Raw genomic sequence first — 24,058 nt, 5'->3', positions numbered from 1 at the left:
TTTATTTTGGAATAATAGAAAAATACTAGTGAATAATTATTAGAACTTGCGAAACAATAACAACTTGGGATATTTTTTGGGTTTGGATTGTCGTACATGGGACTGGTCATGATTATTCAGATTGAAATTCGACCATATCAAGATCATATTGAGATGGCACACTATAGGTAACAACTACGGGTAATCTTTTATTAAATAGAACCTGCGATAATCTCTGAAATTAAAGTATCCAAAAACATTCAATTTATGAAAATACTAATCTTTTTCAGATACAGATATTATTATTGTGCAGAAAGATGGTTCAATCAAGGACGCCGTTGATGCATTTAAATCTGGCGAAATTGTTGAAATTGAGTACTTAATAAAATATATAAGAAGCTCCAACTATCAATAAACCAAATATTAATCTTATAAAAAAAACCCTGACGGATAACTATCGCGTCAGGGCTTAAACAACTAACCAACCTAAAAACTATCTTACTGTTTTCTAGAGCTTCTTGTTTGTGTGGCTCTAGAGCTTCGACTTGTATTGTTACTTCTAGAGGCTACACTTCTGCTTTTTGAAGATGACTTACTCACTGTAGCCCTTTTATATGAACTTCGTGTTGAAGGTCTTTTAGCAACCGATTTTTGCGTTCTAGTAGTGCTGCTACGTACATTCCTGCTTTGTACTTTATTGGCAGGTTTTTTGTATGATGTTGTACTTCGCGTTACGGTGGTCTTTCGAGGGGTTTGGGTTACTGATCTTTTAGTAACCGTATTCCGCTTTGGAGATTTAACCGTAGTTGTTCTCTGGGTAACAGTTCGGTTATTAGTTGCTCTAGTATCGTTTTTACGTACCGACCTTGTTTGTACGGTCTTTGATCTATCAACTGCTGTTCTACCGGCAACTTTACCGTTGGTACGATTAGATCGTGTACCTGAATTTCGTACGACATTACTTCTTTGGGTATTGGACGCATAGGATCGATTATTTCTCGATACAGTTCTATTGTTCCGTAAACCGTCATTTCCTCTGGTATTGTGCGCACGTTGAGCGACTCTTTTGTCGTTTCTATAGATAGAGGCTCTTTCACGACGAACATTGTTATACCTATGTTCCCTTCCAATTTTGGCATAAGCCCTTCTATGGTTGTATTTATAGGGTCTGTAATACGTGTATCTATAAGGGGTATAATACCTTCTGTAAGGTCTATTGAACACCAATGAGAATCCAATAGCAGGTCTTAAGAAGAACCTATGGTAAGGTCTGTATACATAATGTCTGTTATAGATATTGATATAGCCTGTATGATAATCGTAGAACCCATTATGGTTGTAATATACATTCATACCTCCCAATCGATATACCCTATTGTTCCTATAACGAATATCAACATCCCCAATTTGGGTTACCCGACCATAGTGATCATAATAAATAGGTACATTCTCAACTTGTATGACAGCACCATAATCATCGTACTGTGCATAAGGACTATAATCATATCCAGAATTGAATGTGACACCGTTTTTACGGCCAGACACATAATTATCGATATAAAAATCAAACTCTCCATCGGGATATACTGAAAACGTAATGCCATTCTCAACAAAAATGAACGAGTTATTGTAGTTATAAGCATTGCGTGTTGCAACCTTATCTTCAACTGTACTAGCCATGATACCAGTGGTACCTAAAACGAGGGCTGTAAAAAGGAGTACTAAATTTCTCATGATATAAGGTTTTAAACCTGTCTGCCGACAGGCAAGATTCCCGAATGCAACTATTTACATTCGATTAGTACATACCAAACAGCGTGCCAAAAAAAATATTACGATATAAATAGCTGATAATCAAGAATATAAAAAATCAAAAAAATAAAGATCTTCCCAGACCTCATTTTTTATATCTATAGATGTAAGTGCTATTAGGGAATTATTGGGAACGTTGACCCTATAGGTTTGAATGAATTGATCTATACTTTAGCCAAAAGTTTTTCCTTCAAGTATTTAGCCGTAAAGGAGGATTTACTTTGTATAATCTCCTCCGGAGTACCTTTGGCCAAAAGTTTTCCTCCATTTTCGCCACCTTCTGGCCCTAGGTCAATAATATGGTCGGCACATTTAATCAACTCAATATTATGTTCTATGACAATGACCGAGTGACCTTTTGCAATTAAAGCATCAAAAGATTTCAATAATTTTTTGATGTCGTGGAAGTGCAAGCCCGTAGTGGGTTCATCAAAAATGAACAAGGCTTTGTCTTTTGTAGTCCCTTTTACTAAAAAGGAGGCCAACTTGATCCGTTGGGCTTCACCACCCGAAAGGGTAGATGAAGATTGCCCTAATGTTACATAGCCAAGACCTACAGCGCGTAAAGGATTCAATTTTCCAATGATTTTGGTTTGCCCGTGCTTTTCAAAAAAATCGATGGCATCATCAATAGTCATATTGAGCACATCGGCAATGTTGGCACCTTCGAAGGTCACCTCAAGCACTTCCTTCTTAAATCGTTTTCCACCACAAGTGTCACACTCCAAATGTACATCGGCCATAAACTGCATCTCTACCGTAATCTCACCTTCTCCCTTGCATTTTTCGCATCGACCCCCATCTACATTGAATGAAAAGTGTTTTGCCTGGTATGCCCTTATCCTGCTCAATTTTTGGGCAGCAAACAGGGCTCTAATATCATCATAGGCCTTTATATAGGTCACCGGATTTGAACGTGATGACCTACCAATGGGGTTCTGGTCAACGAATTCCACATGTTTTATCGATTGGTATTTGCCTTCAACCGAAGTAAATTGGCCTGCTTTTTCACCATAGCCGCCGACTTCTTTTAATATCACGGGATAGAGCAGTTTTTTTACCAAAGTACTCTTGCCACTACCCGAGACCCCGGTTATGACCGTCAACATATTCAAGGGAAAGGTAACATCTATATTTTTCAGGTTATTTTCCCTGGCACCTTTGATTTCAATATAATTCTTTGAGGTTCTCCTTACTTTGGGAATCCCAATCGCTTCGGTTCCATTTAAATAACTTGCGGTCAGGGAAGATGATTTCAAAATTTCGGCCAGTGTACCATGTGCCACCACTTCACCACCATGTGTCCCAGCTTCCGGACCTATATCAATGACTTCATCAGCAGCTTTCATGATGTCCTCATCGTGCTCGACCACGATGACCGTGTTGCCCAAATCACGAAGCGATTTTAAGACATCAATTAGGTTTTCCGTGTCTTTGGGATGCAATCCGATACTTGGTTCATCCAGAATATACATTGAGCCAACAAGACTACTGCCCAGAGAGGTCGCTAAGTTGATCCGCTGGCTTTCACCTCCAGAAAGCGTATTCGATTTTCGATTCAGGGTAAGATAATCGAGGCCTACTTTTTTCAAGAAACCCAGTCGGGTATTGATTTCCTTCAATAATCGATTGGCAATTTGCGCATCATATTCATTTAGGGAAAGTTCCGTAAAAAAAACAGCTAAGTTTTTAATCGGTAATTCAACCAAATCAGAAATAGACTTATTATCGATTTTTACATAGTTGGTTTCTTTACGCAGACGTTTACCACGACATTCAATACATTTTGTCTTGCCTCGATACCTGGAAAGCATTACCCTATTCTGAATTTTATAGCTTTTCTCCTCCAACATTCCAAAAAACCGATGAAGTCCAGTAAAATGGGAATTACCATCCCAAACCAACTGTTTCTGTTCCTCTGAAAGTTGAAACCAGGGCTTGTGTATTGGAAAATCGAATCTATAGGCATTATTTACCAGCTCATCACGATACCAGCCCATACTCTCACCCCGCCATGGAAATATTGCATTTTCATAGACTGAAAGCGCTGTATTAGGAATGACCAAATCCTCATCTATGCCTATAACATCACCATACCCTTCACATTTAGGACAGGCTCCATACGGATTGTTAAAGCTGAATAGGTGTACGTTGGGTTCTAAAAAAGACATTCCATCCTTTTCAAACTTATTATTGAATACGGTTTGATTTCCTGTCGCTAGTTCTTCGATAATACATTCACCCTTACCCTCGAAAAAGGCAGAATCAATGGCATTGGCCAAGCGATTGTAAAAATCTTCGTCATTTTTGGTAATGATCCGGTCTATGACAAGATCAAAAGTATGCCCAATATCCTCTGGTGCGGTATCGATGCGAATAACCTCACCTTTATACTTGATTCGTGCGTATCCCTGTTTCGATAATAATTGTAGTGATTTAATGGGATCTCTATCATTTTTGATGTTAATAGGGGCCAACAGCAAAAGCTTTTCATCTTCATTGAATTCCTGGACGTGCTTAACCACATCGGTAACCGTATGCTTTTTCACTTCCTCTCCAGATATAGGGGAAATGGTCTTCCCGATGCGGGCATACAATAATTTTAAGTAGTCATATATTTCAGTGGTGGTACCCACGGTTGAACGTGGGTTTGTAGAGTTTACCTTTTGTTCTATGGCGATGGCAGGGGCTATTCCTTTTATATAATCTACTTTGGGTTTGTTCAATTTTCCTAAAAATTGTCGGGCATATGAAGACAGACTCTCCACGTATCTTCTTTGACCCTCTGCATATAGCGTATCAAAGGCCAAACTGGATTTACCGGAACCTGAAAGGCCTGTGATCACAACGAGTTTATTCCTGGGTATCACAACGTCAATATTCTTCAAATTGTGCAGTTTAGCACCTTTGATGATAATATTTTCCTTGGGATTTATGTCTTGTAAAGAGGGCATATATTTGTTTAGATCGGCAAAGATACAATAAGTGGAATGCTTTTACCAGTAATGCCCGTCTTGGTTCTAAATTCTTGATTATTACACTACTATTTTTTTATAACCTATAATTTTTTCTATATTTGAACCTAACAAAAAGTTAATACGCCTATAGCAAGACAATTACTTTATTAAAATTAGTGTGTACCTACAAGGCCTTTCCCAATGGATTGGGCCATTAGTTTTAACCCAAAAAAGTAATTGACATGGAACTTCAAATAGCAGATTCCCTACTTATACAAAGTTATATCAACGGAGACGAAAGAGCTCTGGCAACATTGATAAACAGGCATAACCAACGACTCAGTAGTTTTATATATTCAAAGGTCAACGATCGTGAAATTACGGAGGATATTTTTCAGGACACCTTTATTAAAGTCATACGAACCCTTAAAAAAGGAAGGTATAATGAAGAGGGTAAGTTTTTACCCTGGGTCATGCGTATCGCCCATAACCTGATAATAGATCATTTCCGGAAAAATCGAAGAATGCCCTTTTTTGAATCCTCCAGTGCATTTGATATATTCTCTGTTATCCAAGATGAGAAGTTGAATATCGAAAAACAACTCATAAAAAACCAAATCGATGAGGACCTGCTGTTACTTATCGAAAAATTGCCACCAGATCAACGCGATGTATTGGTTATGCGCATGTTCAAGGATATGAGTTTTAAGGAAATCTCCGAGAATACCGGAGTTAGTATAAACACCGCATTGGGTCGTATGCGATATGCCCTGATCAATCTAAGGAAGATCATAGAGGAGAATAACATTGTTTTAACGAATTAATCATAGCATAGGTCGAACATCCCATAATTTGGACGAGTTTAACGACCTTAGGTCGAACGTATTTACTATATTTATCCATGTCGCGTTTTCTTAGTGAAACAATATTGAAATAGATATGGAAAAATTTTACGTAGAGAATAAGAACAAGTGTCAAATAGTCAAGGCAAAAGCTGAGACTATCGATTTTTTATTAAGCTATTCGAAATCATTGAAAATTAATGACGTTAGAGGCATTAAGTTTGAAAGCAATATGAACTAAACGTTCCAATACCTTATAGAAAAGCCCTAATTACTCTAGTAATCGGGGCTTTTTCGTTTTATGCATGCGCCTAATTGGAACTATCTTATTGTATTCTACGCCAAAAGCGGTCTTTGAGCTACTTTCTATGAGTTGATCGACATAACTACCAATTGCATAAATTATTGTATTGAAAATCAAAAATGATTGTTTCACATCATAATCCATGGGTTTGACAACATAGTTTTTTCCACACTCCCTGTTTTATCTAGTTTTAGGTCATAATTAAAGAATAACACATTTTTCATATGAACGGTGTGAGACTCAAAGTAAGGACCAAATAACTTTAATCTAGCTTTTACAAAAGAAGCCCTAAACTTAAAAAGCACTCTGCATGGAACTACAAATCGAAGATTCAATACTGGTAAGAGATTATATCAGTGGTGATGAAAAGGCCCTGGAAATCTTAATCAATAGACACAATCAACGTATATCAAGTTTTATCTATTCGAAAGTTTTGGATAGGGATATTACCGAAGACATTTTTCAGGATACCTTTATCAAAGTAATCAAAACCCTGAAAAAAGGCTCCTATAGTGAGGAAGGTAAGTTTTTGCCTTGGGTAATGCGAATTGCCCACAATCTAATCATCGATCATTTTAGAAAGAACAAAAGAATGCCGATGTTCGAAGGTAATGATGACTTCAATATTTTCTCAGTAATAGGGGATGATAAGTTAAATGCCGAGAAACAACTGATAAAAGATCAGATCAATTCTGATTTAAGATGTATTATAGACGAGTTGCCCGATGATCAAAGGGAAGTGCTATTAATGCGTATTTATAAGGATATGAGTTTTAAGGAAATTTCGGAAAATACAGGGGTAAGTATTAATACAGCCTTGGGAAGAATGCGTTATGCCCTGATAAACCTTAGAAAGATCATAGATAAAAACAAGATCGTACTTACAAATTCATAAGGATTATTTCATTAAAACAATAATTTGATTGTAGTTGCGTTATTTAAACATAACAATGCTATAATCAATATGGAAAAAATTTACTTTGAGAGCCAAAAAAAGAGCAGTCCGATTATGGCCTGCCGGGAAACAATACAGTTTTTGACCAATTTTTCAAAGTCACTTTGTATAGTTCGCCAAAACGATATGCAGTTTGAGATTAACTTAAATTGAGAACAAAGCCCGCTATTAAGTGGGCTTTATCTTTTTATAGTACTCGTTCACCACCGATTTTCTACCGATTGTTTTGGTAATGATATCCTTTTCAAGATCCCACCCTCGAGCGGGTGAATACTCCCGGCCATACCAAATGATCTGTAGATGAAGGTCGTTCCATAAATCCCTTGGGAATAATCGTTTCGCATCCTTTTCGGTCTGTACCACATTTTTACCATTGGAAAAGCCCCATCGATACATAAGTCTATGAATATGGGTATCTACCGGGAAAGCAGGTGTTCCAAATGCCTGGGAAACAACCACACTTGCGGTTTTATGTCCTACCGCGGGCAACTCTTCCAATAAGGACATGTCATTAGGGACCTCTCCTTCATATCTGTCGATTAAAATATGGGATAAACCATGAATACCTTTCGATTTCATTGGTGACAGGCCCACTGGTTTTATGATATCACGAATTTCATCCACGGTCAATTTAACCATATCATAAGGATTATCGGCCTTTGCAAAAAGGATTGGCGTAATCTGGTTCACCTTAACATCGGTGCTCTGGGCAGATAACAATACGGCGATCAGCAGGGTGTAAGGGTCCTTGTGTTCCAAAGGAACAGGCACCGAAGGGTATAATTCCTGTAATGTTTTAATGGTAAAACCAACCTTTTCCTTTTTAGTCATTTAAAGCTTATTTTAGCTATCGATACTGAATTGCTAATTTATTAAAATCAATTATGAAAACATTGCAAGTAGGGGATAAAGTCCCAGATTTCACGGCTAAGGACGAAGAAGGAAACACGGTCAAATTATCCGATTACCGAGGAAAAAAATTGATCGTTTTTTTCTATCCTAAAGCCAGCACCCCCGGTTGTACCGTGGAGGCGTGCAATTTGAGGGATAATTACGGTGAATTGCAATCCCAAGGATACGAATTATTGGGTGTTAGTGCCGATTCACAAAAAAGGCAAGCAAATTTCAAGAATAAATACGAATTCCCATTCCCACTTTTGGCCGATGAGGACCATACCGTCATCAATACGTTTGGCGTTTGGGGCCCTAAAAAGTTCATGGGCAGGGAGTATGATGGCATTCATAGAAAGTCATTCGTAATAGATGGGGAAGGTGTAGTGATCAAGGTGATCGATAAAGTCAAGACAAAAGACCATGCAGCCCAACTGCTCAACTAAGGATTTAGTATATTTTGCTCAATAAAAACGTCCCAACGATTAATGGTTGGGACGCTATACTTTACTTTTGACCTTCGATATGTTTACTCTTTCTTGACCTCCACTTCACGGGCAAAAAGTTTTTTCTCCTTGATTATATCGGCAATACCCGCGGGTAGTGAATCTTCCCAACCTTCCTCGTTGTTGACGATTTTCTTGAAAACATCCCTAGAGAAAATATCCATGATTTCTGGGTCGTAGTCGATGATGTCCATCACTTTGCCATTATACTTGAAGAACTTATAGAGTTCCTTCATTCTAGGATGTACCTTGATATTGTTACTGGTCATGATCTGACCCGTTTCTGCATTCTTCATCGGATAAAGATATACTTGAAGTTCTTTAAAGAATAACTTTCCGAACGCTTCCAATATACCTCCACTCAAATGGCGATAATACTTTTCGTCAAAAATATCCACCAAGTTATTTACACCCATGGTAAGGCCAATTTTCGCTTTGGTATAATTATTCAAGTACTCTACCAGCTTATAATACTCCTGAAAATTGGAAATCATTACCGTATGCCCCATTGCGCAGAGTAATTCGGCCCGATCCATGAAATCACGTTCATCAATTTCGCCCGAGGCCTTCAGATTTGACAAAGTGATTTCAAAAATAACAATAGTCTTACTCTCATCGACCGCCCTATCCCGAATAAAGATATCGTATGATTTTTGAAGCATGTCCATGTTCACCTTGGTCGCTGGTCTAAAACTTCCCCTTAAGGCCAAAATGTTCTTCTTGTATAATTTCGCCGCTGGCAATAGGTTGTTTCCGTCTGGACCGAACATAACGGCATCGGTCATTCCGTTTCTAATTAATTGAAGACTTATTAATCTATTGTCAACACCTTTGAAATTGGGACCATTGAAATTGACCATGTCAATTTCAATGGTATCCTTATCAATATGGTCGTAGAGATACTTTAAAAGCTTTCGTGGTTTATGGTATTTGTAAAAAGCCCCATAGATGAGGTTGACACCTACGATGCCCAAGGTTTCTTGTTGTAAGCGGGCTTCATTTTGTTTAAAGCGTACGTGTAAAACAATTTCGTCCAATTCTTTTTGGTCAGGTTCCAATTGATATCGGATACCTAACCAACCATGACCTTTATATCTTTTTGAAAAATCGATTGTGGCTACCGTATTGGCATACGAAAAAAACAAACGATCGGGGTGTTTATCCCTTGAAATACGTTCTTCCATAAGGCGCATTTCATGGGCCAGCATCGTTTTTAACCTAGGTTGGGAAACATATCTTCCATCGCCCTCAACGCCATAAATGGCATCACTGAATTCTTTGTCATATGCACTCATCGCCTTGGCAATGGTCCCCGATGCCCCACCGGCCCTAAAGAAATGTCGCGCTGTTTCCTGACCTGCTCCAATTTCGGCAAAAGTTCCGTAAATATCTGGATTTAAGTTTATTCTCAAGGTTTTGGCCTTGATGGAAGGAATGTTCTCAAATGCTGTGTCCCTTTTAAGAAATGAAGACATATGACCTATTTTGTTTGCGGCAAAGTTAATAAGAATGGGTAAGCAATTAAATAAATATGTTATAAATTTGAAATAAACCAAGGAAACGTTGAAAATAACATTTTTAGGCACCGGAACTTCACAGGGAATCCCTGTAATTGGGAGTTCCCATCCGGTTTGCCTAAGTAAGGACCCAAAAGACAAACGACTTCGTGTATCCGTGCTTATCTCTTGGGATGATTACAATTATGTGATTGATTGTGGACCCGATTTTAGGCAACAAATGCTGGCCCATGATGTTTCTAAACTCAATGGCATTCTATTTACGCATGAACATGCCGACCATACCGCAGGTATCGATGATATCCGCCCTTTTTTCTTTCGACAGGGAGATATCCCCATTTATGCCCATAGAAGGGTGGTCGAATCGTTAAAAACCCGTTTCGATTATATTTTTGCCGATGGGGACCGTTACCCTGGTGCTCCGGCCGTTGAAATACATACCATTAAGAATGGTTTACCTTTTAAATTAGGGGGGCAATTGGTGACACCTATCAATGCACACCATAATAGGATACAGGTTTTCGGATTTAGAATCAAGGATTTTACCTATTTGACAGACGTGAAGACCGTAGATGAAGCGGAAATTAAAAAAATCATAGGAACCAAGGTTCTAGTGGTCAATGCCTTAAGGGAAGAGCCCCACCATTCCCATTTCAATTTAGAGGAAGCCTTGGCCTTTATTGATAAGGTAAAGCCTGCAACAAGTTATTTGACGCATATAAGCCATTTATTGGGTTTCCATAAAGAAGTGGAAAAGAAATTACCAAAAGATGTACATTTGGCCTATGATAACCTTCAAATAACCCTATAGTACCAGAGCAATGAGAAATAAAATATTTTTATACCTTTTCCTATTCACAGCCTTGATCTGCCTATATATGGTCGTGAGTAATAGCAATATGCAAAAGGCAAAGGACAGTAAAATAGATCGTCTTGAAGACACGATTACAGGGTTTAAGGATTCCCTTCAAAATGCCCAGTTAAAAGTCCTGGATATGCAATACTTCTCATTGGAGAATAATGATGATGCCTTGGCCTATTATGATCATTTAGAATTGAAAGACCCTAGTCGATATATATCCGATAAATTATTGGAGACCAATGAATCGAAAGGGGACAATCCTTTAATACCTTATGAAGGAATGGAGAATGATTTTAAATTGAACAAAATCAAGATCCTGAACCACAAATGGATTCTAGCGGACTTTTCAGATGGTAAATATTGGGGTGAAATATTGATCAAATACGAATTGAAAGATGATTTAGGGGTCGATTTCACCTTGATCGACCACCTCTTGTATACCCGCAGCAATTAGAATTTATCCTGTAACCATTTTTTAAACGAATAAAAGTTTTGGGGTGCCACGCCATGACCAACCGGGAATTCCTCATATATATGGTCTACCCCCAAAGAGGTCAGGGTTTCTGGGATTTTTTGCGCCCATTGGGGCGGAATGACCTGATCTACTTGCCCATGGGAGGCATAAATTTTAAGTCTTTTAAAATTCTTTCTGGAAGGGTCACCTGCAATGATTTTTTCATTGATATACCCACTTAAAGCAATAACATTCTTGATTCTCTCCGGATACGAAAGTGCGACGGCATAACTTAGGATCGTACCTTGACTAAAACCCAAAAGGGATATACGGTTCGTATCCAATCCGTAGACTCTACAGGCCTCATCGATAAATGTCATTATCTTTTCCCTTGACTCCTTGGCCTGGTCATCATCACTCCATTTCCCTTTGTCGGCATCAAAATTAATGGCGTACCAAGCATAGCCGTATGGTTCTAAGGAGTATGGGGCACGCACTGAAATAATACAGAGTTCTTCAGGTAGTTCCGGGGCAAAGGAAAATAAATCCTCTTCATTGCTGCCATAACCATGAAACATGAATAAAACAGGAGGCTTCCCTACTTTTAAAGAAGAAGGTTTAATCAAATGGGTCAAAGAAAGTTGTGCTGTAGTCATTTTAAGAAATAAATGTAAACCATTTTTGAAAATAGGGGCCAATTACCGGTACCAATTGCTTTTTATCACTCAAAGCCCCTAAAAAGCCATATATCCAAAGCATAAAACAACAAAGATAAAGTCCATACAGGGCATATTCATTAAACCATACGCTGGAAAATAATGCAAAACCGTGAAACATGAGATGTAAACCAAAGGCCTGCCTTGTATGAAAACGGGCAAATTCATTCTTGGGTTCCATGTTCATGGTAATGGCTATCAAGGCTCCTATAATGGTTAAATAAGCAACTATGGCCGTTGTTTTTCCTTCTTTGATGGTATTCATGGATTTGTCCGTTAATTTTATGGAAAACGATTCTACACTTAAGTTTCTAAAACCAGTTGATTGTTATTATAAATACCGTAGACTTTTCCTTTTAAAGTTTGCCCCAATACCATGCTGTTTTTTGAAGTAGAACGAATCTTTTCCTTATCAAATACATATTCCAAATCTGGATCAAATAGTGTGAGACTAGCTTTATTGCCTTCGACAAATTTGTTTTCCTTTATATGATATCGCTCTCTTCCTTGGGTCAGCAGTTCAATGCACTTTTCTAGGTCATAAATTTGGTGTAACAAACCAAAGGCACTTTCCAGTCCTATAGCACCGTGGGTTGCGTTGTCGAATTCTACAGCCTTTAGTTCCACATTTAAAGGGATATGGTCTGTGGTTACAAAGTCTATTAAGCCATCGTTCAGTGCCTTGATCAAAGCCTTGGTGTCTTTCTTTGTGCGCAATGGGGGATATACTTTGTAAGACGAATCGAACTCTTCCAGAAGCTCGTCAGTAAAATATAGATTGTGGATGGCTACGCTACAACTTACATCCAATCCTTTTTTCTTGGCGTCGGCAATGAGTTTAACCGCATTGGCGGTGGAAATGGTGGGAATGTGCAATTTGCCGCCAGTATATTCCAAGATAAAAAGATCACGGACAATTTGAAGTTCCTCGGCCATTGCAGGAATGCCTTTCAAGCCTAATTTGGTCGAGGTTATGCCTTCGTGAACCTCTGCCTTACCGGCTATGTTAACATCCAAGGGTTGGGAATATAGGAGTCCATCAAAATTTTGAACGTATTGCAGCGCAATTTTCAATAGGTTGGAATTGGTTATGGGTGATTTAAAATCGTAAAACCCAACAGCTCCCGCATTGCGCATGTCATATAGTTCTGCAAGATCTTTCCCTTCAGCACCCATAGTCATGCAGCCTAATGGATATAGGTTGGAGGCAAAATCCAAAGAAGCGTTTTTCAGGAAAACAATATCAGAACTACTATCTGCCAAGGGATGTGTATTCGGATTTAATACAACATCGGTAAATCCGCTCAAGGCAGCGGTATGGAGGCCATTGGAGATGGTTTCCCGTTCCTCGAAACCAGGTTCCCCGAAACTCACACTACTATCAAACCATCCTAAGGAGACATGAAGATTTTTAAGCGCTACGGTTTTGACGCCTTTAGGGGCTTCGATTTTGGTTGCAATAGTATCAATGATGCCATTCTTGATTAAAATATCCCTTTTTTTTAAGTGCAATTCGCTATTCTGTGCATTAATGATTTTGGCGGATTTTAGGAGTATGTTCATTTCCACTGGATTTATCTATTGATTTTATGGATCATTTTAAAAATTTGATTAGCAGCACTTCAATCAAAAGAAAAAGTAGTGCTAAAATAACAAACCATTTCCAAAGCTCAGTTATGCGATTATCGTTTTGCAACTCTGAAAAAAGTGAAGCTATGGAATTTTGTATGCTAGCCGCTTCTATAGTGTTCAAATCCATAAAAACCAGCTCACTTTCTTTTCTGGGATAATTAAAACTGATGTTCTTCAAGGCGGTTCCGTTTTCAGAAATGGTGTAAATACCGTCTTCCGTTGGGCTCTCGTCAAAAGTGAGTGACACTTTATTGGCATGTGCTTGCTGTAATGGAATAAATTCCTGGTTCCCTTTGGACACCTTTAAAATATCGTCTTTGGCCATTGTTTTCGAAATATCCAAGGAAATCGGGCCATTTAGTAGAAAGTATAGTTCGGAACTCTTTAAGCTCTTGAATCCCATCTTAAGGAAAGTAGGGACTATCAACGGGGATTGTTGGAAATTGGAATGCTCCGTGCCTAAAGCTGCCGTGAATAGGTATTTACCTTCGTCCCCGATCAAAAAGGCATCCCCATTTTGATAAGAAATAATTGAGGGGGAATTTGATTTTAGTTTAAGGAAATGGTTCACTTTTGGAAACTGGAAATTACTGACGTTCTTTTCAAAAACCTGATCATAGAGTGGATGGGAGAAAGCTATATCGGTTATCATGTTCTCCAAACTTATTTTTTCAACAAAGGAGCCTAAGGATAAACGCGTAAGCAACCCATTGTAAGAATCGAGGTCGGCATCCACCGATGGGATAATGACTATGCTCCCGCCATTCGAAACAAAGGATAAAATACTGGATACAAGCGAGTTTGGCAGGGTATTCAACTCGTTCAGTAGTATTAGATTTTGACTTTCTATATCTCTGTAATTCAGGTTTTTTAGGGAGAAGGAGGAGAGAATAAATTCATCTTCAGTATATATCCTTTTTAAATAATCCGATGAAGTATCCCCAATAACCAAAACCTTTGGCTTATCCTTTTTATCAATATTAAAATAAAGGCGATTATCGTAAGGTAGACCTTTATCGGTTATCTCAACTTTTCCATTGATCAATTCGTTAGCGGATAGTGTAAAGGGGACTATACTTTTTCCATTATCAAAAAGTGCGGCTGTCTTGGCAACTAACTTTTCATCGTTATAAAATGAAATCGGGATTCTTTGAACGGCAGGTGAGGCGGATAGCACTACATTGATATCCATATTCTCGGACCCGAATTTACTAATGTAACAACTATCAATAGATACATTTTCAACATCGATTCCCGATAATTTTACATAATGTTTTTGAATGGTGCTATCTTTCATTAGGCGATCCATCAACATGCGATTTTGAAAGTCGGAAACCACAATCAGGTTTTTGATTGAATTGGTATTCCTTGAAAACAGGGTACTCCCTTTTAAATGAATCTCTTCTAAATCTAATTGTTTAGGTGTCGGGGATAACATCAATAAGTCATTCTGAATATCCGAAACCCGTACATTTCTATATTCATCAGTATTGGTGAAAAGACTAAAAGTCTGGTTTTCGGGGATTGACTTCAGTAAATCCTGAATGGCGCTGTTCAATAGCGGAACCTCGAGTTGCCTTGCCAACATGCTGAACGAATTGTCTAAATAGATTACCGTTTCTTTGGTGACCAACGCTTTTTTATTTGCAAGAAAAGGTTGTGCAAAGGCCAAAATCAAAGCCGTATACAGGAGTAATCGGGTCAATAAAAGCAACCATTTTTTCAAAGAATCGCTCTTTCTTGATTCGGAAACTACCCTTTTCAACAATTTTACATTTGTAAAAGGTGTTTTTTTGAATCTTCTAAGCCGGAAAAGATGAATGAATATAGGAATTAAGAGTAGAAATAAGCCCCAAAGAAGTTCTGGATATTTAAACTGCATTCCCAATTTTGATTTAACAAATATATGAAGTATTCAGAACTTGGGTATACTTAATGATATTAAAATTCAACAAAAGAAAAAATAATCCTTCATCGGAGTTTTGTTCAATACGGTGAAGAAACTTTTGATGGTTTCCTGCTCTTTTTCGTTTGCAACGGTAATTATGTTCTGGGCATCTTGTAGATGGTTCAAAATACGGTAATGATCCAATTTTATCCCGTAAATATCCTTGTTGATTTTTTTTGGGTTATCACAAATCCACTTAAAATCAATCTTCTTTTCCAAAAGGGTTTTGGCAATGGTTTTTCCCTTGTTTCCGGCTCCCCAGATGACCAAGGGCCTAGTTGGGTCGTATTCAAGTTTTAGAAAGTAGTGCAACTTAATATCCAAAAAGTAATTTGCTGCATAGTGTTCGCTGGTTCGGGAAGTCCTGGTGTCATAATCGCGCCAATAATGCAATACCTTTTGACATGGAATACATGTTAATCCGTTCTCATAATAGCGAAAGGTCAGATCATAATCTTCAGGATAACGATTGGGTTCGAAGGCCCCACATTGAAGAAGATCCTCTTTAAAAACCATCCAGCACGGGGAGGGGATAGCACATTCTTTATAAATTTCGGAGTAATTGTTCCCTTCCGCGGTGAGTTTGTTCAGCCATTGTTCATAACGTGCGTAACCATCACTGATTCCCCGATGTGAAAAATATTTTACCTGACCGACGGCCACATGGCCTTTACCACTATTTAGCAATAGTTCTAACAAGGTGCCCAGTTTATCAGGGGCCATGATATCATCAGAGTCCATTCTGGTAATCAATTCACCTTTACATTCTTTAAAACCGGTACGTAAGGCCTCGATGATCCCGTTACCGGAGTTTTTTAAAACGTTGAATCTTGGGTCTTTTTCAGCATACTTTGAAACGATTTTGTAGCTATCGTCGGTTGAAGCGTCATCAACCGCTTGGACTTCCCAGTTTTGATACTCTTGTTGTACTATGGAGTCCAAACATTCCTTTAAAAATAACTCGGTATTTTTAAAGGGAATCAAGATACTGACCAAAGGTTGCTTCATAATTGCAATTTAGGGAAATTACGTCCGAACCCCATATGTTATTTTTGTCGATGAAGATTTCCAAATACCAATGAACTGCATTTATAATCCCACAATGTAAATACGTTTTTACTCTATTAGCTACCCTGTAGGCTAGATTTATTCATTTTTAATTAATGTTTAACAAAATATATTAAAAGTTAAACAATATTAAGAATATCTTTACTTCTATAAATTTAAGTCATTAAAATAGTCATGAATAAAATAGATAAGATTGCGGTAGTGCGTCGTGAACATTTTAATGCTGCCCATAGGCTTCATAATAAGAATTGGAGTATTGAAAAGAATAAAGCCGTTTTCGGAAAATGCAATAACCCCAATTACCATGGACACAACTATGATTTGGAGGTAAAGGTTATCGGTAATATTGATCCAGAGACCGGCTATGTTATAGATATGAAAATATTATCAGATATCATTAAGGATAAAGTACTTGACCGTTTCGATCACAAGAACCTGAACTTGGATACTGAGGAATTCAGGGATTTGAATCCTACGGCAGAGCATATTGCGGCAGTTATTTATAACCTTCTTAAAACAGAATTGGATATTAATTTAGAATTGAAAATAAAACTATATGAAACACCAAGAAACTATGTTGAATACCCTTATTAAAGAAAATGGACTTAATGGGTTTTCCCATGAGGAAATTGGAGATGACCATATTTATACGGGATTGGAAACCCCTATGAAAGAAAATGCATTTGATATTTCAGATGACAGGAAGAAAGAAAAGATAGAAGGACTTTTTGCCCAAATTATGGATGTTATGGGACTGGATCTTACCGATGATTCGCTTCGGGGAACACCAAAAAGGGTTGCTAAAATGTATATAGATGAGATATTTTCAGGTCTCAATCCGGCCAATAAACCTAAAGTGGCTTTATTTGACAACAAGTATCAATACAATCAAATGTTGGTTGAAAAGAATATTACATTCTATTCCAACTGTGAGCATCATTTTGTTCCCATTATCGGAAAAGCACACATCGCATATATTTCTTCGGGCAAAGTTATCGGCCTCTCCAAACTCAATAGAATTGTACAGTACTATGCCAAAAGGCCACAGGTGCAGGAACGATTGACCAACCAAATTGCCATGGACCTAAAGGCAACCCTGCAAACCGAGGATATTGCAGTGATCATAGATGCAAAGCACTTATGTGTATCTTCGCGAGGTATTAAAGATGACACCTCTGCGACCGTGACCTCCTATTATGGCGGTGTGTTCCTGAAATCCAGTAAGATTGCGGAGTTACAAAATTATTTGAACGAATAGGCCAATATGAGAACGACGAATAAGGTAAAATTGGGACCAATAAACAAAAGTATAAAGAGTAAGCCTGCTATTTATGATATCGCTATAAATAGTTTAGGTGGCGAACCTATTGAGCTTTCCCAATTTGAAGGAAAGAAAATGTTATTTGTGAATGTAGCCTCTGAATGTGGATTTACGAAACAATACAAGGGATTACAGAAACTGAGTGATGCATATCGCGATTCGCTTGTGGTTATAGGAGTGCCTTGCAATCAATTCGGACATCAAGAACCTGGGGATTCAAGTCAGATACAATCTTTTTGCAAACGGAATTTTGGCGTTACCTTTTTACTGACCGAAAAAATCCAGGTGAAAGGAAGTAATAAACACCCTTTATACAATTGGCTTACCGAAAAAAAACTCAACGGAAAGAAAAGTTCAAGCGTCAAATGGAACTTTCAAAAATACCTCGTTGATGAAAATGGGAATCTTATAGATTTCTACTATTCCATCACAAAACCTTTAAGTTCCAAGATTACCAAGCATTTGTAATGACTATAGATTTCCTTAGGATTTTATTCGATTTTGGATTATTGGTATTGATTTGGATCGTGCAAAGAATAATATACCCGAGCTTTCTACACTATAGTACCGATAATTTGATGGTTTGGCATAGAAAATATACCCTTCGAATTGGGTTTGTTGTAATGCCTTTAATGGTGGGCCAACTAGGTCTTTCAATAGTTCAAGTGATTAGCGCACGCTCCTTATATCCGATTGGAAGTCTTGTAGTAATATCTATGGTTTGGCTTTCCACCTTTTTACAGTTTGTACCAATCCATAGAAACATTTCAAAAGGTATAGTGAGTGAAGCCATGTTGTCGTCATTGGTGACGAAAAACTGGATTAGAACAGTGCTGTGGACGGTATTGTTTTTATTAAGTTTAATACATTATCTTTCTACGTATACCATCCACTTTGAAGCTTAAAAATCTAAACTGTTTAAGTAGTCCTTCGCATTTTTTAGGTGATTTTCCTTTTTTTCTTTTGACATTTTGTCAAACATCGAGACCAACATCCCCAACCTTGGGTTTTGTGTAAAGAAGTCCCGATGTACATCCATAAAACGCCAAAAAAGTCCATCCCATGTGGCCTGCCATTCCCCCTTTGGGTAATTGCTCATCTTCATCAGGTAATTACTGCCACTTATGTAAGGTTTGGAAGCGAACAATCCTCCATCCGAAAACTGGCTCATGCCATATACATTGGGTACCATGACCCAATCATAAGCATCTATGAATAGCTCCATAAACCATCGATACACCTCTTTGGGATCAAACTCACAGAGCATCATAAAATTCCCCAAAACCATTAGTCTTTCAATGTGATGGCAATATCCGGTCTGTAGTACTTTTTTAATGGTCTGATCAATTGGTGGGATGCCCGTGGTGCCCTTATAAAATGAGGCTGGAATCTTTTTTGTGAATCCCCAATAATTGCGACTCCGTTCAAAGGATCCATGAAAGCGATATATACCGCCAATGAACTCCCTCCACCCAATAATTTGTCGTATGAATCCTTCCAAGGAATTAATGGGAATATCGTTCTCTTCGCCGTATTTAAGACAAGCATCAACGATTTCATGAGGTGTAATCAATCCCACATTCATCATGGGGGTCAAAACACTATGGTTGAGAATGGAGTTTTCGGCCACTATGGCATCTTCATAGGCACCAAACTCCATAAACCGATATTCAAAAAATTGATGTAACCAGGCTTTTGAAGTTTCAAAATCAGTGGCATATAAGGCTTGTTCCGTTAGGTTTCCTAAATGGTCTGCAAAACTTTTATCCACATATGTCTTTGCTTCCGCATAAAAATCATCCAAATCGGGAAAAGTAATTGGTGGCGGTGTTTTTTTTCTTGGGTATTTCTTGCGGTTATCGGTATCGAAGGTCCATTTTCCACCTTTAGGGGTTTCATCGGATTCCAAAAGGATGTTACGTTTTTTGCGTTCTTCGGTATAGAAGGTAGACTGATGATATTTTTTCTTGTTCCCTTTAAAGTAAACTGCAAGCTCTTGCTTGGTATTTAGGAACATTGGGGATTCTAGTATGTTAGTTGTAATTCCTTGTTCTTTGCAACCACTTTCAATTCTTTTTTCAAGCCAATTATCATTGGGGTCAATATAAGTGATTTCTGTAATTCCGATGCTTTTTAGTTCTGGAATGAGTTTTCTAATATCTGAAATTTCCTGAGTGGCTTCTATATAATATACCTCGTAATCCAAAGCTTTTAAAAACGCTTCGTACTTTTTCATACTTGCCCGATGAAAGGCTATTTTTTGTTTATGAAACGGATATTGACTAAAGAATAAATACTCTTCCACTAAATAAACAGGTACTTTCTTTTTAAAAAGCGGAGATTCTTCGAACAATTGGTTCGGAAAAATGAGGTGTATACTTTTCATTTGTTTATTCTACAACGTTTACTGCAATATTTGACGTCCTCCCAATTTAATTCCCATTTTTTCCGCCACGAAAAAGGGCGAAGGCAAACCGGACATATTTTTTGTGGAAGGTGTCTTTTTTTCATTTTTTAAAAGGGTACGTTATTATAAAGATATAAAGGTTGATTTTCCAGAGCCCTGAACAACTTGATACGTATTATGGTTCTGTTCTTATGGTCAGCATTTCTTTCTTGCATTTTTTCCAATAGGAGAAGAATGAAGGATAATAACCTTTTACCGTAAACATCCAATCCCGTGGTTCTTGCGTACCCTGATAATGGGTGTTGAGCGGATGTTCTTTGTAATGAATATCCTTTAACTTATACCTATCTACCAACTCCTGGAATTCCCCTACATAAACTTGCATATGCGCTATGTTTTTAGTGAGCGAAAGCATAAAATCAACACTCATTTTAGAAATGGGATACTGCTTAAAATGGGATGGTTCCAGCAATAAAATCCGATTGGCTTTTGTATCCTTCTTCCAAAGTGGGTCGAGATTATAGAAATTATAAATACACGTAGGTTGGGAGATATCAACTTGAATGGGCACTGCTTCCGGCAAAGGTGTTTTTAATTCGGGCTTTACCAAATCATCTAACACCTTAGGCACTGGCATTTCCTGTAGCGTTGAATAACTTACATCTAAAAAAGTGCCTTGCTGTTTCGTATGGCAATATTTGTTGATATTATCTTGATTGGCGATGTATTTTTTATTGCTGTTGGTGCCTGCAACCCATTGCCAGCTCAAAGCATTACTGGCCCAATCGCCATCCAAAAGATGGTAATACATCCATTGGGCAGGAAGTTTCCAATGACTTTGTGCCGCATTACAGGCAAGGGAGGCAATGTACATGCGCACATGGTTATGTAGATATCCCGTATGGTAAAAATGGGCAATGGCTTTATCTATGGCTTTAATACCAGTCTGACCATCAATGATGGCTTTGGATAGGGCATTATTCGTAACAGGCTTTTGCGGTTGTTTTAAATCATGATTGATGGCATCACCTTTGGCAATCCAAATTTGTTGCCAATAGTCCCGCCATGCCAATTCCTGGATGAACTTTTCTATTTGTTCGGGCCGATATCCCCGCCTTAAAACCTCAGTGAGGACAAATTTGGTAGAGATAACACCCCTGGAAATATAGGGAGACAAGTAAGTGACCGCACCATCTATAAAGTTTCTGGTTGCCCCGTACTTCAAGGGGTCAATTGTGTTAAGCCGTTGCAAAATCTCCTTATAGGAAGTGGGAAATATTGTTATTTCATCTTTAAATAGCACAGGTATTTATCGTTTACTTATTTTATTTCCGGATATGGCCCTCTGTCTTGAGCATTTGAAGCGGGTAATAACTGGATGTCTTTTCTTTAAATGTTTTTGGCTCACACCACTATTTACACGTTTTCGCCAACGTTTAAAACTTTTTGGCTGAAGGTAGCGCCTCATTAGTCCGATTACTTCCTTTTCAGGTAGGCCAAATTGAAAGCGTATGGCCTCAAAAGGTGTCCTGTCTTCCCAGGCCATTTCGATGATGCGGTCTAGTTCCCTTTCGGTAAACGATTTTTTATGCAAGGCCATAAGTAGGTGTTAGCCAATGGTTCTCAATTAAGCCAAGGCTTCTATTTTTTTCATGACTTCCTCAGCCTCAAATACTTTAGCATCGCTTAATTTCCTGTTGGTGGTTGACAAGCTATGTGCTTCTTTCAATAGCTTCCCATACTTTTCCTGTAGTTTTTCCTTTTCTGATTTTTTTTTGAATAGTCCGAACATATCTTTTTTAATTGAATTAGAGGTTAAATGTAAATAATAGTTAAAGATAGATATTGTTTAACTAATAATACTTAATATTAAACAAAATATAACATTTAACCCCCTAAATTTAGATTTCTAGCTTGGTTGGTATCACAGTATAGTTCGAAAACTGGGAAATAAGAAAATCTAAGTAGCATTTTATTGCCAATGCATTCGTTGTTTCAGAGAACAAATAATCCATAACGAGAGTTATGGGTTTCCTTTTGCGGAGAAAGAGGGATTAACTACGTTTAACCCTGAAGACAATCCTAGCCAAGCATAGAAAACCAAACCCTGCCTAAAATAGCAGGGTTTTTTTTATTTTCATTCCAAAACAGGAATAAATTCCGTTTTTCCATAAAAACAAAAAAACCATAACTCCCGTTATGGTTTTCCTTTTGCGGAGAAAGAGGGATTCGAACCCCCGGAGGTGTGACCCTCAACAGTTTTCAAGACTGCCGCATTCGACCACTCTGCCATTTCTCCAATCGATACATCCTTTTAGGATTTCGCCGGGCTTACCCGTCGAAGCAACGTTAAGGTTGCGTAGGCGGGTGCAAATATAGAAACCTTTTTCTATTCCAAAAAGGGAAAGTTCATTATTATTTTAGGTCAAAGTCTATATTATTCTTTTCAAGAAGCTATTTTTGTCGAATGGAAGAATGGTACCATTATGTACTCTTGATCGCTGTGGGTTTTGCCGTTGGTTTTATCAACACAGTTGCCGGGGGCGGATCGTTATTATCCTTGCCAGTATTGATTTTTTTGGGACTTCCACCTAGTGTGGCAAACGGAACCAATAGGGTAGCCATAGTCTTCCAAACAGCATTGGCCACGGCCGGTTTCAAAAGCAAGCAAGTATCTACATTTCCATTTAACCTATATCTGGGGATTACGGCCTTATTTGGGGCGATTATAGGGGCCTATATAGCGGTTGATATCAAAGGGGAAACCTTTAACAAGATTTTGGCTATAGTTATGATCCTGGTAGTGCTTATTATTGTTTTTAAACCCAAAATACGTTTAGAGGCCCTTCAAGAACGTACTACTGGGAAGTATCTTTGGATAAGTGTTATCGCATTTTTCTTTTTTGGTATATATGGAGGCTTTATAAATGCCGGACTAGGGTTTATAATGATCCTTTTCTTGCATTATGTGACCCAAATGACTTTGGTCCGTGCCAATGCCACCAAAGTGGCTGTCGTTTTTATCTATACCCTTTCCGCATTGGTAGTATTCATTTTGAATGACAAGGTAGATTGGAAAGTGGGATTGATATTGGCTATTGGCAATGGAATAGGTGCTTGGTTGGCAAGCAGGGTTTCGGTAAAAAAAGGGGATGGTTTTATTAAGACTTTCTTAGTGGTCATGGTCGTTATTATGGCAGTAAAACTATGGTTTTTTGATATTTAGGAATTATAAAAGTACAATTGATGGTAAAAAAGAGTATTGAACATTTAAAATGGCGATATGCCGTTAAGAAATTCGATTCAGAAAAGATGTTATCCAAAGATAAGATTGAAGGATTGAAACATGCCTTTAATCTTACGGCCACCTCTTATGGTCTACAACCTATAAAAATGGTCGTGGTTCAAAATAAGGATTTACAAAAGAAAATGGTTTCCTGTTCATTTGGTCAGCGGCAGGTAGAGAATGCGTCCCATGTATTGGTTATTTGTATAGAGAATAATATCGACAAAGCCTTTATCGACCAATATTTTAGTCTGGTTAAAAGTGTTCGGGGTACCAGTGATAGCCTTTTAAAACCGTTTAAGGAAGCTTTGGTCGAGAGTTTTTCAAAAAAGGAAATGGATGAAATAAGAACATGGTGTACCAACCAAGCCTATTTGGCCATGGGAAATCTATTGTCATATTGTGCTTTGGAAGAAATAGATTCCTGTCCTATGGAAGGGTTCTTGCCCGAGGAATATGATAAACTCCTAGGCCTTCAAGAAAAGGGCCTGACCTCCGTTTTAGTTTTGCCAGTAGGGTATAGGGCCAAAAACGACCCGTTCTCGAAAATGGAAAAAGTGAGAAAGAATGTTGAAGAAAGTATAATAGAGATCTTTTAGTG

The 24,058-nt window shown here is 38.0% G+C and carries 24 protein-coding genes and 1 tRNA gene; 10 read left to right on the top strand and 15 right to left on the bottom strand.

From position 1 onward, the window contains the following. Nucleotides 1-477: 477 nt before the first annotated feature. Both HPE63_RS03575 and uvrA read right to left on the bottom strand, forming a co-directional pair. Nucleotides 478-1,713, bottom strand: a complete 1,236-nt coding sequence (locus tag HPE63_RS03575; RefSeq protein ID WP_188312847.1) for a hypothetical protein — start codon at nucleotides 1,711-1,713, stop codon at nucleotides 478-480. 242 nt (nucleotides 1,714-1,955) lie between these two features. Next, nucleotides 1,956-4,745: an excinuclease ABC subunit UvrA gene (uvrA, locus tag HPE63_RS03570; protein WP_188312846.1), complete on the bottom strand. Its 2,790-nt coding sequence runs from the start codon at nucleotides 4,743-4,745 to the stop codon at nucleotides 1,956-1,958. A 245-nt stretch (nucleotides 4,746-4,990) separates the two neighbouring features. On the opposite strand from uvrA, the gene HPE63_RS03565 reads away from it, so the two are divergent. After that, nucleotides 4,991-5,572: an RNA polymerase sigma factor gene (locus tag HPE63_RS03565; protein WP_188312845.1), complete on the top strand. Its 582-nt coding sequence runs from the start codon at nucleotides 4,991-4,993 to the stop codon at nucleotides 5,570-5,572. A 632-nt stretch (nucleotides 5,573-6,204) separates the two neighbouring features. Continuing rightward, the gene (locus tag HPE63_RS03560) at nucleotides 6,205-6,789 is read left to right on the top strand and encodes an RNA polymerase sigma factor (protein ID WP_188312844.1); all 585 of its coding nucleotides are present in this window, start codon (nucleotides 6,205-6,207) and stop codon (nucleotides 6,787-6,789) included. Nucleotides 6,790-7,017: 228 nt separating this feature from the next. Here HPE63_RS03560 and HPE63_RS03555 read toward each other — a convergent pair whose 3' ends face one another. Further along, entirely contained in the window at nucleotides 7,018-7,680 is a 663-nt protein-coding gene (locus HPE63_RS03555; protein ID WP_188312843.1) for an endonuclease III domain-containing protein, read from the bottom strand. Nucleotides 7,681-7,733: 53 nt separating this feature from the next. On the opposite strand from HPE63_RS03555, the gene bcp reads away from it, so the two are divergent. Beyond that, the gene (gene bcp / locus HPE63_RS03550) at nucleotides 7,734-8,186 is read left to right on the top strand and encodes a thioredoxin-dependent thiol peroxidase (protein ID WP_188312842.1); all 453 of its coding nucleotides are present in this window, start codon (nucleotides 7,734-7,736) and stop codon (nucleotides 8,184-8,186) included. Between the two features lie 83 nt (nucleotides 8,187-8,269). Here the strand turns inward: bcp and HPE63_RS03545 are convergent, their stop codons facing one another. Continuing rightward, the gene (locus HPE63_RS03545; protein ID WP_188312841.1) at nucleotides 8,270-9,721 is read right to left on the bottom strand and encodes a TonB-dependent receptor; all 1,452 of its coding nucleotides are present in this window, start codon (nucleotides 9,719-9,721) and stop codon (nucleotides 8,270-8,272) included. Nucleotides 9,722-9,809: 88 nt separating this feature from the next. Between HPE63_RS03545 and HPE63_RS03540 the strand changes: the two genes are divergently transcribed. Both HPE63_RS03540 and HPE63_RS03535 read left to right on the top strand, forming a co-directional pair. Then, on the top strand, nucleotides 9,810-10,574 hold the full coding sequence (locus HPE63_RS03540; protein WP_188312840.1) for an MBL fold metallo-hydrolase: 765 nt from the start codon (nucleotides 9,810-9,812) through the stop codon (nucleotides 10,572-10,574). Nucleotides 10,575-10,584: 10 nt separating this feature from the next. Then, nucleotides 10,585-11,079: a hydrolase gene (locus HPE63_RS03535; RefSeq protein ID WP_188312839.1), complete on the top strand. Its 495-nt coding sequence runs from the start codon at nucleotides 10,585-10,587 to the stop codon at nucleotides 11,077-11,079. Here the strand turns inward: HPE63_RS03535 and HPE63_RS03530 are convergent. The 5 genes from HPE63_RS03530 to HPE63_RS03510 form a co-directional block, all read right to left on the bottom strand. Further along, nucleotides 11,076-11,735, bottom strand: coding sequence for an alpha/beta hydrolase (locus tag HPE63_RS03530; RefSeq protein WP_188312838.1), 660 nt, complete (start codon nucleotides 11,733-11,735; stop codon nucleotides 11,076-11,078). The two genes, HPE63_RS03535 and HPE63_RS03530, sit on opposite strands and share 4 nt — an antisense overlap. A 1-nt stretch (nucleotide 11,736) precedes the next feature. Continuing rightward, complete coding sequence (locus HPE63_RS03525) at nucleotides 11,737-12,060, bottom strand: hypothetical protein (protein ID WP_188312837.1); 324 nt, start codon at nucleotides 12,058-12,060, stop codon at nucleotides 11,737-11,739. A gap of 38 nt (nucleotides 12,061-12,098) precedes the next feature. Further along, entirely contained in the window at nucleotides 12,099-13,358 is a 1,260-nt protein-coding gene (locus tag HPE63_RS03520; protein WP_188312836.1) for a dihydroorotase, read from the bottom strand. A gap of 31 nt (nucleotides 13,359-13,389) precedes the next feature. Further along, nucleotides 13,390-15,309, bottom strand: coding sequence for a BatA domain-containing protein (locus HPE63_RS03515; protein WP_188312835.1), 1,920 nt, complete (start codon nucleotides 15,307-15,309; stop codon nucleotides 13,390-13,392). Nucleotides 15,310-15,375: 66 nt separating this feature from the next. Further along, nucleotides 15,376-16,383, bottom strand: coding sequence for a glycosyltransferase family 2 protein (locus HPE63_RS03510; RefSeq protein ID WP_188312834.1), 1,008 nt, complete (start codon nucleotides 16,381-16,383; stop codon nucleotides 15,376-15,378). Nucleotides 16,384-16,617: 234 nt separating this feature from the next. Between HPE63_RS03510 and HPE63_RS03505 the strand changes: the two genes are divergently transcribed. From HPE63_RS03505 to HPE63_RS03495, 3 genes are read left to right on the top strand one after another with little or no spacing between them, the layout of a single operon-like run. Beyond that, entirely contained in the window at nucleotides 16,618-17,037 is a 420-nt protein-coding gene (locus tag HPE63_RS03505) for a 6-pyruvoyl trahydropterin synthase family protein (protein WP_188312833.1), read from the top strand. Continuing rightward, nucleotides 17,000-17,701 (top strand): GTP cyclohydrolase I FolE, encoded by a 702-nt coding sequence (gene folE / locus HPE63_RS03500; protein ID WP_188312832.1) that lies wholly within the window; start codon nucleotides 17,000-17,002, stop codon nucleotides 17,699-17,701. Before HPE63_RS03505 ends, folE begins: the two co-directional genes overlap by 38 nt. A 6-nt stretch (nucleotides 17,702-17,707) precedes the next feature. Then, entirely contained in the window at nucleotides 17,708-18,232 is a 525-nt protein-coding gene (locus tag HPE63_RS03495; RefSeq protein ID WP_188312831.1) for a glutathione peroxidase, read from the top strand. Between the two features lie 433 nt (nucleotides 18,233-18,665). Here the strand turns inward: HPE63_RS03495 and HPE63_RS03490 are convergent, their stop codons facing one another. The 6 genes from HPE63_RS03490 to HPE63_RS03465 form a co-directional block, all read right to left on the bottom strand. After that, complete coding sequence (locus HPE63_RS03490; RefSeq protein WP_188312830.1) at nucleotides 18,666-20,150, bottom strand: cryptochrome/photolyase family protein; 1,485 nt, start codon at nucleotides 20,148-20,150, stop codon at nucleotides 18,666-18,668. Beyond that, a complete protein-coding gene (locus HPE63_RS03485) occupies nucleotides 20,147-20,275 on the bottom strand; it encodes a DUF2256 domain-containing protein (RefSeq protein ID WP_188312829.1) in 129 nt (42 codons plus the stop codon). Before HPE63_RS03485 ends, HPE63_RS03490 begins: the two co-directional genes overlap by 4 nt. Before the next feature lie 71 nt (nucleotides 20,276-20,346). Further along, entirely contained in the window at nucleotides 20,347-21,474 is a 1,128-nt protein-coding gene (locus tag HPE63_RS03480; protein WP_317172894.1) for an FAD-binding domain-containing protein, read from the bottom strand. Between the two features lie 6 nt (nucleotides 21,475-21,480). Next, nucleotides 21,481-21,771, bottom strand: coding sequence for a TIGR03643 family protein (locus HPE63_RS03475; RefSeq protein ID WP_188312828.1), 291 nt, complete (start codon nucleotides 21,769-21,771; stop codon nucleotides 21,481-21,483). 27 nt (nucleotides 21,772-21,798) lie between these two features. Next, nucleotides 21,799-21,963 carry a Lacal_2735 family protein gene (locus tag HPE63_RS03470; protein WP_188312827.1) on the bottom strand — a complete coding sequence of 55 codons (165 nt, stop codon included), beginning with the start codon at nucleotides 21,961-21,963 and terminating at the stop codon, nucleotides 21,799-21,801. A 422-nt stretch (nucleotides 21,964-22,385) separates the two neighbouring features. After that, nucleotides 22,386-22,470: transfer RNA gene (locus tag HPE63_RS03465), tRNA-Ser, on the bottom strand. Between the two features lie 168 nt (nucleotides 22,471-22,638). Between HPE63_RS03465 and HPE63_RS03460 the strand changes: the two genes are divergently transcribed. Both HPE63_RS03460 and HPE63_RS03455 read left to right on the top strand, forming a co-directional pair. After that, entirely contained in the window at nucleotides 22,639-23,397 is a 759-nt protein-coding gene (locus HPE63_RS03460; RefSeq protein WP_188312826.1) for a sulfite exporter TauE/SafE family protein, read from the top strand. Nucleotides 23,398-23,417: 20 nt separating this feature from the next. Continuing rightward, entirely contained in the window at nucleotides 23,418-24,056 is a 639-nt protein-coding gene (locus HPE63_RS03455) for an NAD(P)H-dependent oxidoreductase (RefSeq protein ID WP_188312825.1), read from the top strand. Nucleotides 24,057-24,058: the final 2 nt, after the last annotated feature.

It is taken from the genome of Maribacter arenosus (genome assembly GCF_014610845.1).
GTDB lineage: Bacteria > Bacteroidota > Bacteroidia > Flavobacteriales > Flavobacteriaceae > Maribacter_A > Maribacter_A arenosus.
The sequence above is the reverse complement of the archived record's forward strand: the minus strand, read 5'-3'. Positions and strand labels throughout refer to the sequence as shown.

What these genes read in the sequence shown, in the direction of transcription:
- HPE63_RS03575 (WP_188312847.1), bottom strand. Translation starts at nt 1,713, where the DNA reads ATGAGAAATTTAGTACTCCTTTTTACAGCCCTCGTTTTAGGTACCACT.
- uvrA (WP_188312846.1), bottom strand. Translation starts at nt 4,745, where the DNA reads ATGCCCTCTTTACAAGACATAAATCCCAAGGAAAATATTATCATCAAA.
- HPE63_RS03565 (WP_188312845.1), top strand. Translation starts at nt 4,991, where the DNA reads ATGGAACTTCAAATAGCAGATTCCCTACTTATACAAAGTTATATCAAC.
- HPE63_RS03560 (WP_188312844.1), top strand. Translation starts at nt 6,205, where the DNA reads ATGGAACTACAAATCGAAGATTCAATACTGGTAAGAGATTATATCAGT.
- HPE63_RS03555 (WP_188312843.1), bottom strand. Translation starts at nt 7,680, where the DNA reads ATGACTAAAAAGGAAAAGGTTGGTTTTACCATTAAAACATTACAGGAA.
- bcp (WP_188312842.1), top strand. Translation starts at nt 7,734, where the DNA reads ATGAAAACATTGCAAGTAGGGGATAAAGTCCCAGATTTCACGGCTAAG.
- HPE63_RS03545 (WP_188312841.1), bottom strand. Translation starts at nt 9,721, where the DNA reads ATGTCTTCATTTCTTAAAAGGGACACAGCATTTGAGAACATTCCTTCC.
- HPE63_RS03535 (WP_188312839.1), top strand. Translation starts at nt 10,585, where the DNA reads ATGAGAAATAAAATATTTTTATACCTTTTCCTATTCACAGCCTTGATC.
- HPE63_RS03530 (WP_188312838.1), bottom strand. Translation starts at nt 11,735, where the DNA reads ATGACTACAGCACAACTTTCTTTGACCCATTTGATTAAACCTTCTTCT.
- HPE63_RS03525 (WP_188312837.1), bottom strand. Translation starts at nt 12,060, where the DNA reads ATGAATACCATCAAAGAAGGAAAAACAACGGCCATAGTTGCTTATTTA.
- HPE63_RS03520 (WP_188312836.1), bottom strand. Translation starts at nt 13,358, where the DNA reads ATGAACATACTCCTAAAATCCGCCAAAATCATTAATGCACAGAATAGC.
- HPE63_RS03515 (WP_188312835.1), bottom strand. Translation starts at nt 15,309, where the DNA reads ATGCAGTTTAAATATCCAGAACTTCTTTGGGGCTTATTTCTACTCTTA.
- HPE63_RS03510 (WP_188312834.1), bottom strand. Translation starts at nt 16,383, where the DNA reads ATGAAGCAACCTTTGGTCAGTATCTTGATTCCCTTTAAAAATACCGAG.
- HPE63_RS03505 (WP_188312833.1), top strand. Translation starts at nt 16,618, where the DNA reads ATGAATAAAATAGATAAGATTGCGGTAGTGCGTCGTGAACATTTTAAT.
- folE (WP_188312832.1), top strand. Translation starts at nt 17,000, where the DNA reads ATGAAACACCAAGAAACTATGTTGAATACCCTTATTAAAGAAAATGGA.
- HPE63_RS03495 (WP_188312831.1), top strand. Translation starts at nt 17,708, where the DNA reads ATGAGAACGACGAATAAGGTAAAATTGGGACCAATAAACAAAAGTATA.
- HPE63_RS03490 (WP_188312830.1), bottom strand. Translation starts at nt 20,150, where the DNA reads ATGAAAAGTATACACCTCATTTTTCCGAACCAATTGTTCGAAGAATCT.
- HPE63_RS03485 (WP_188312829.1), bottom strand. Translation starts at nt 20,275, where the DNA reads ATGAAAAAAAGACACCTTCCACAAAAAATATGTCCGGTTTGCCTTCGC.
- HPE63_RS03475 (WP_188312828.1), bottom strand. Translation starts at nt 21,771, where the DNA reads ATGGCCTTGCATAAAAAATCGTTTACCGAAAGGGAACTAGACCGCATC.
- HPE63_RS03470 (WP_188312827.1), bottom strand. Translation starts at nt 21,963, where the DNA reads ATGTTCGGACTATTCAAAAAAAAATCAGAAAAGGAAAAACTACAGGAA.
- HPE63_RS03460 (WP_188312826.1), top strand. Translation starts at nt 22,639, where the DNA reads ATGGAAGAATGGTACCATTATGTACTCTTGATCGCTGTGGGTTTTGCC.
- HPE63_RS03455 (WP_188312825.1), top strand. Translation starts at nt 23,418, where the DNA reads ATGGTAAAAAAGAGTATTGAACATTTAAAATGGCGATATGCCGTTAAG.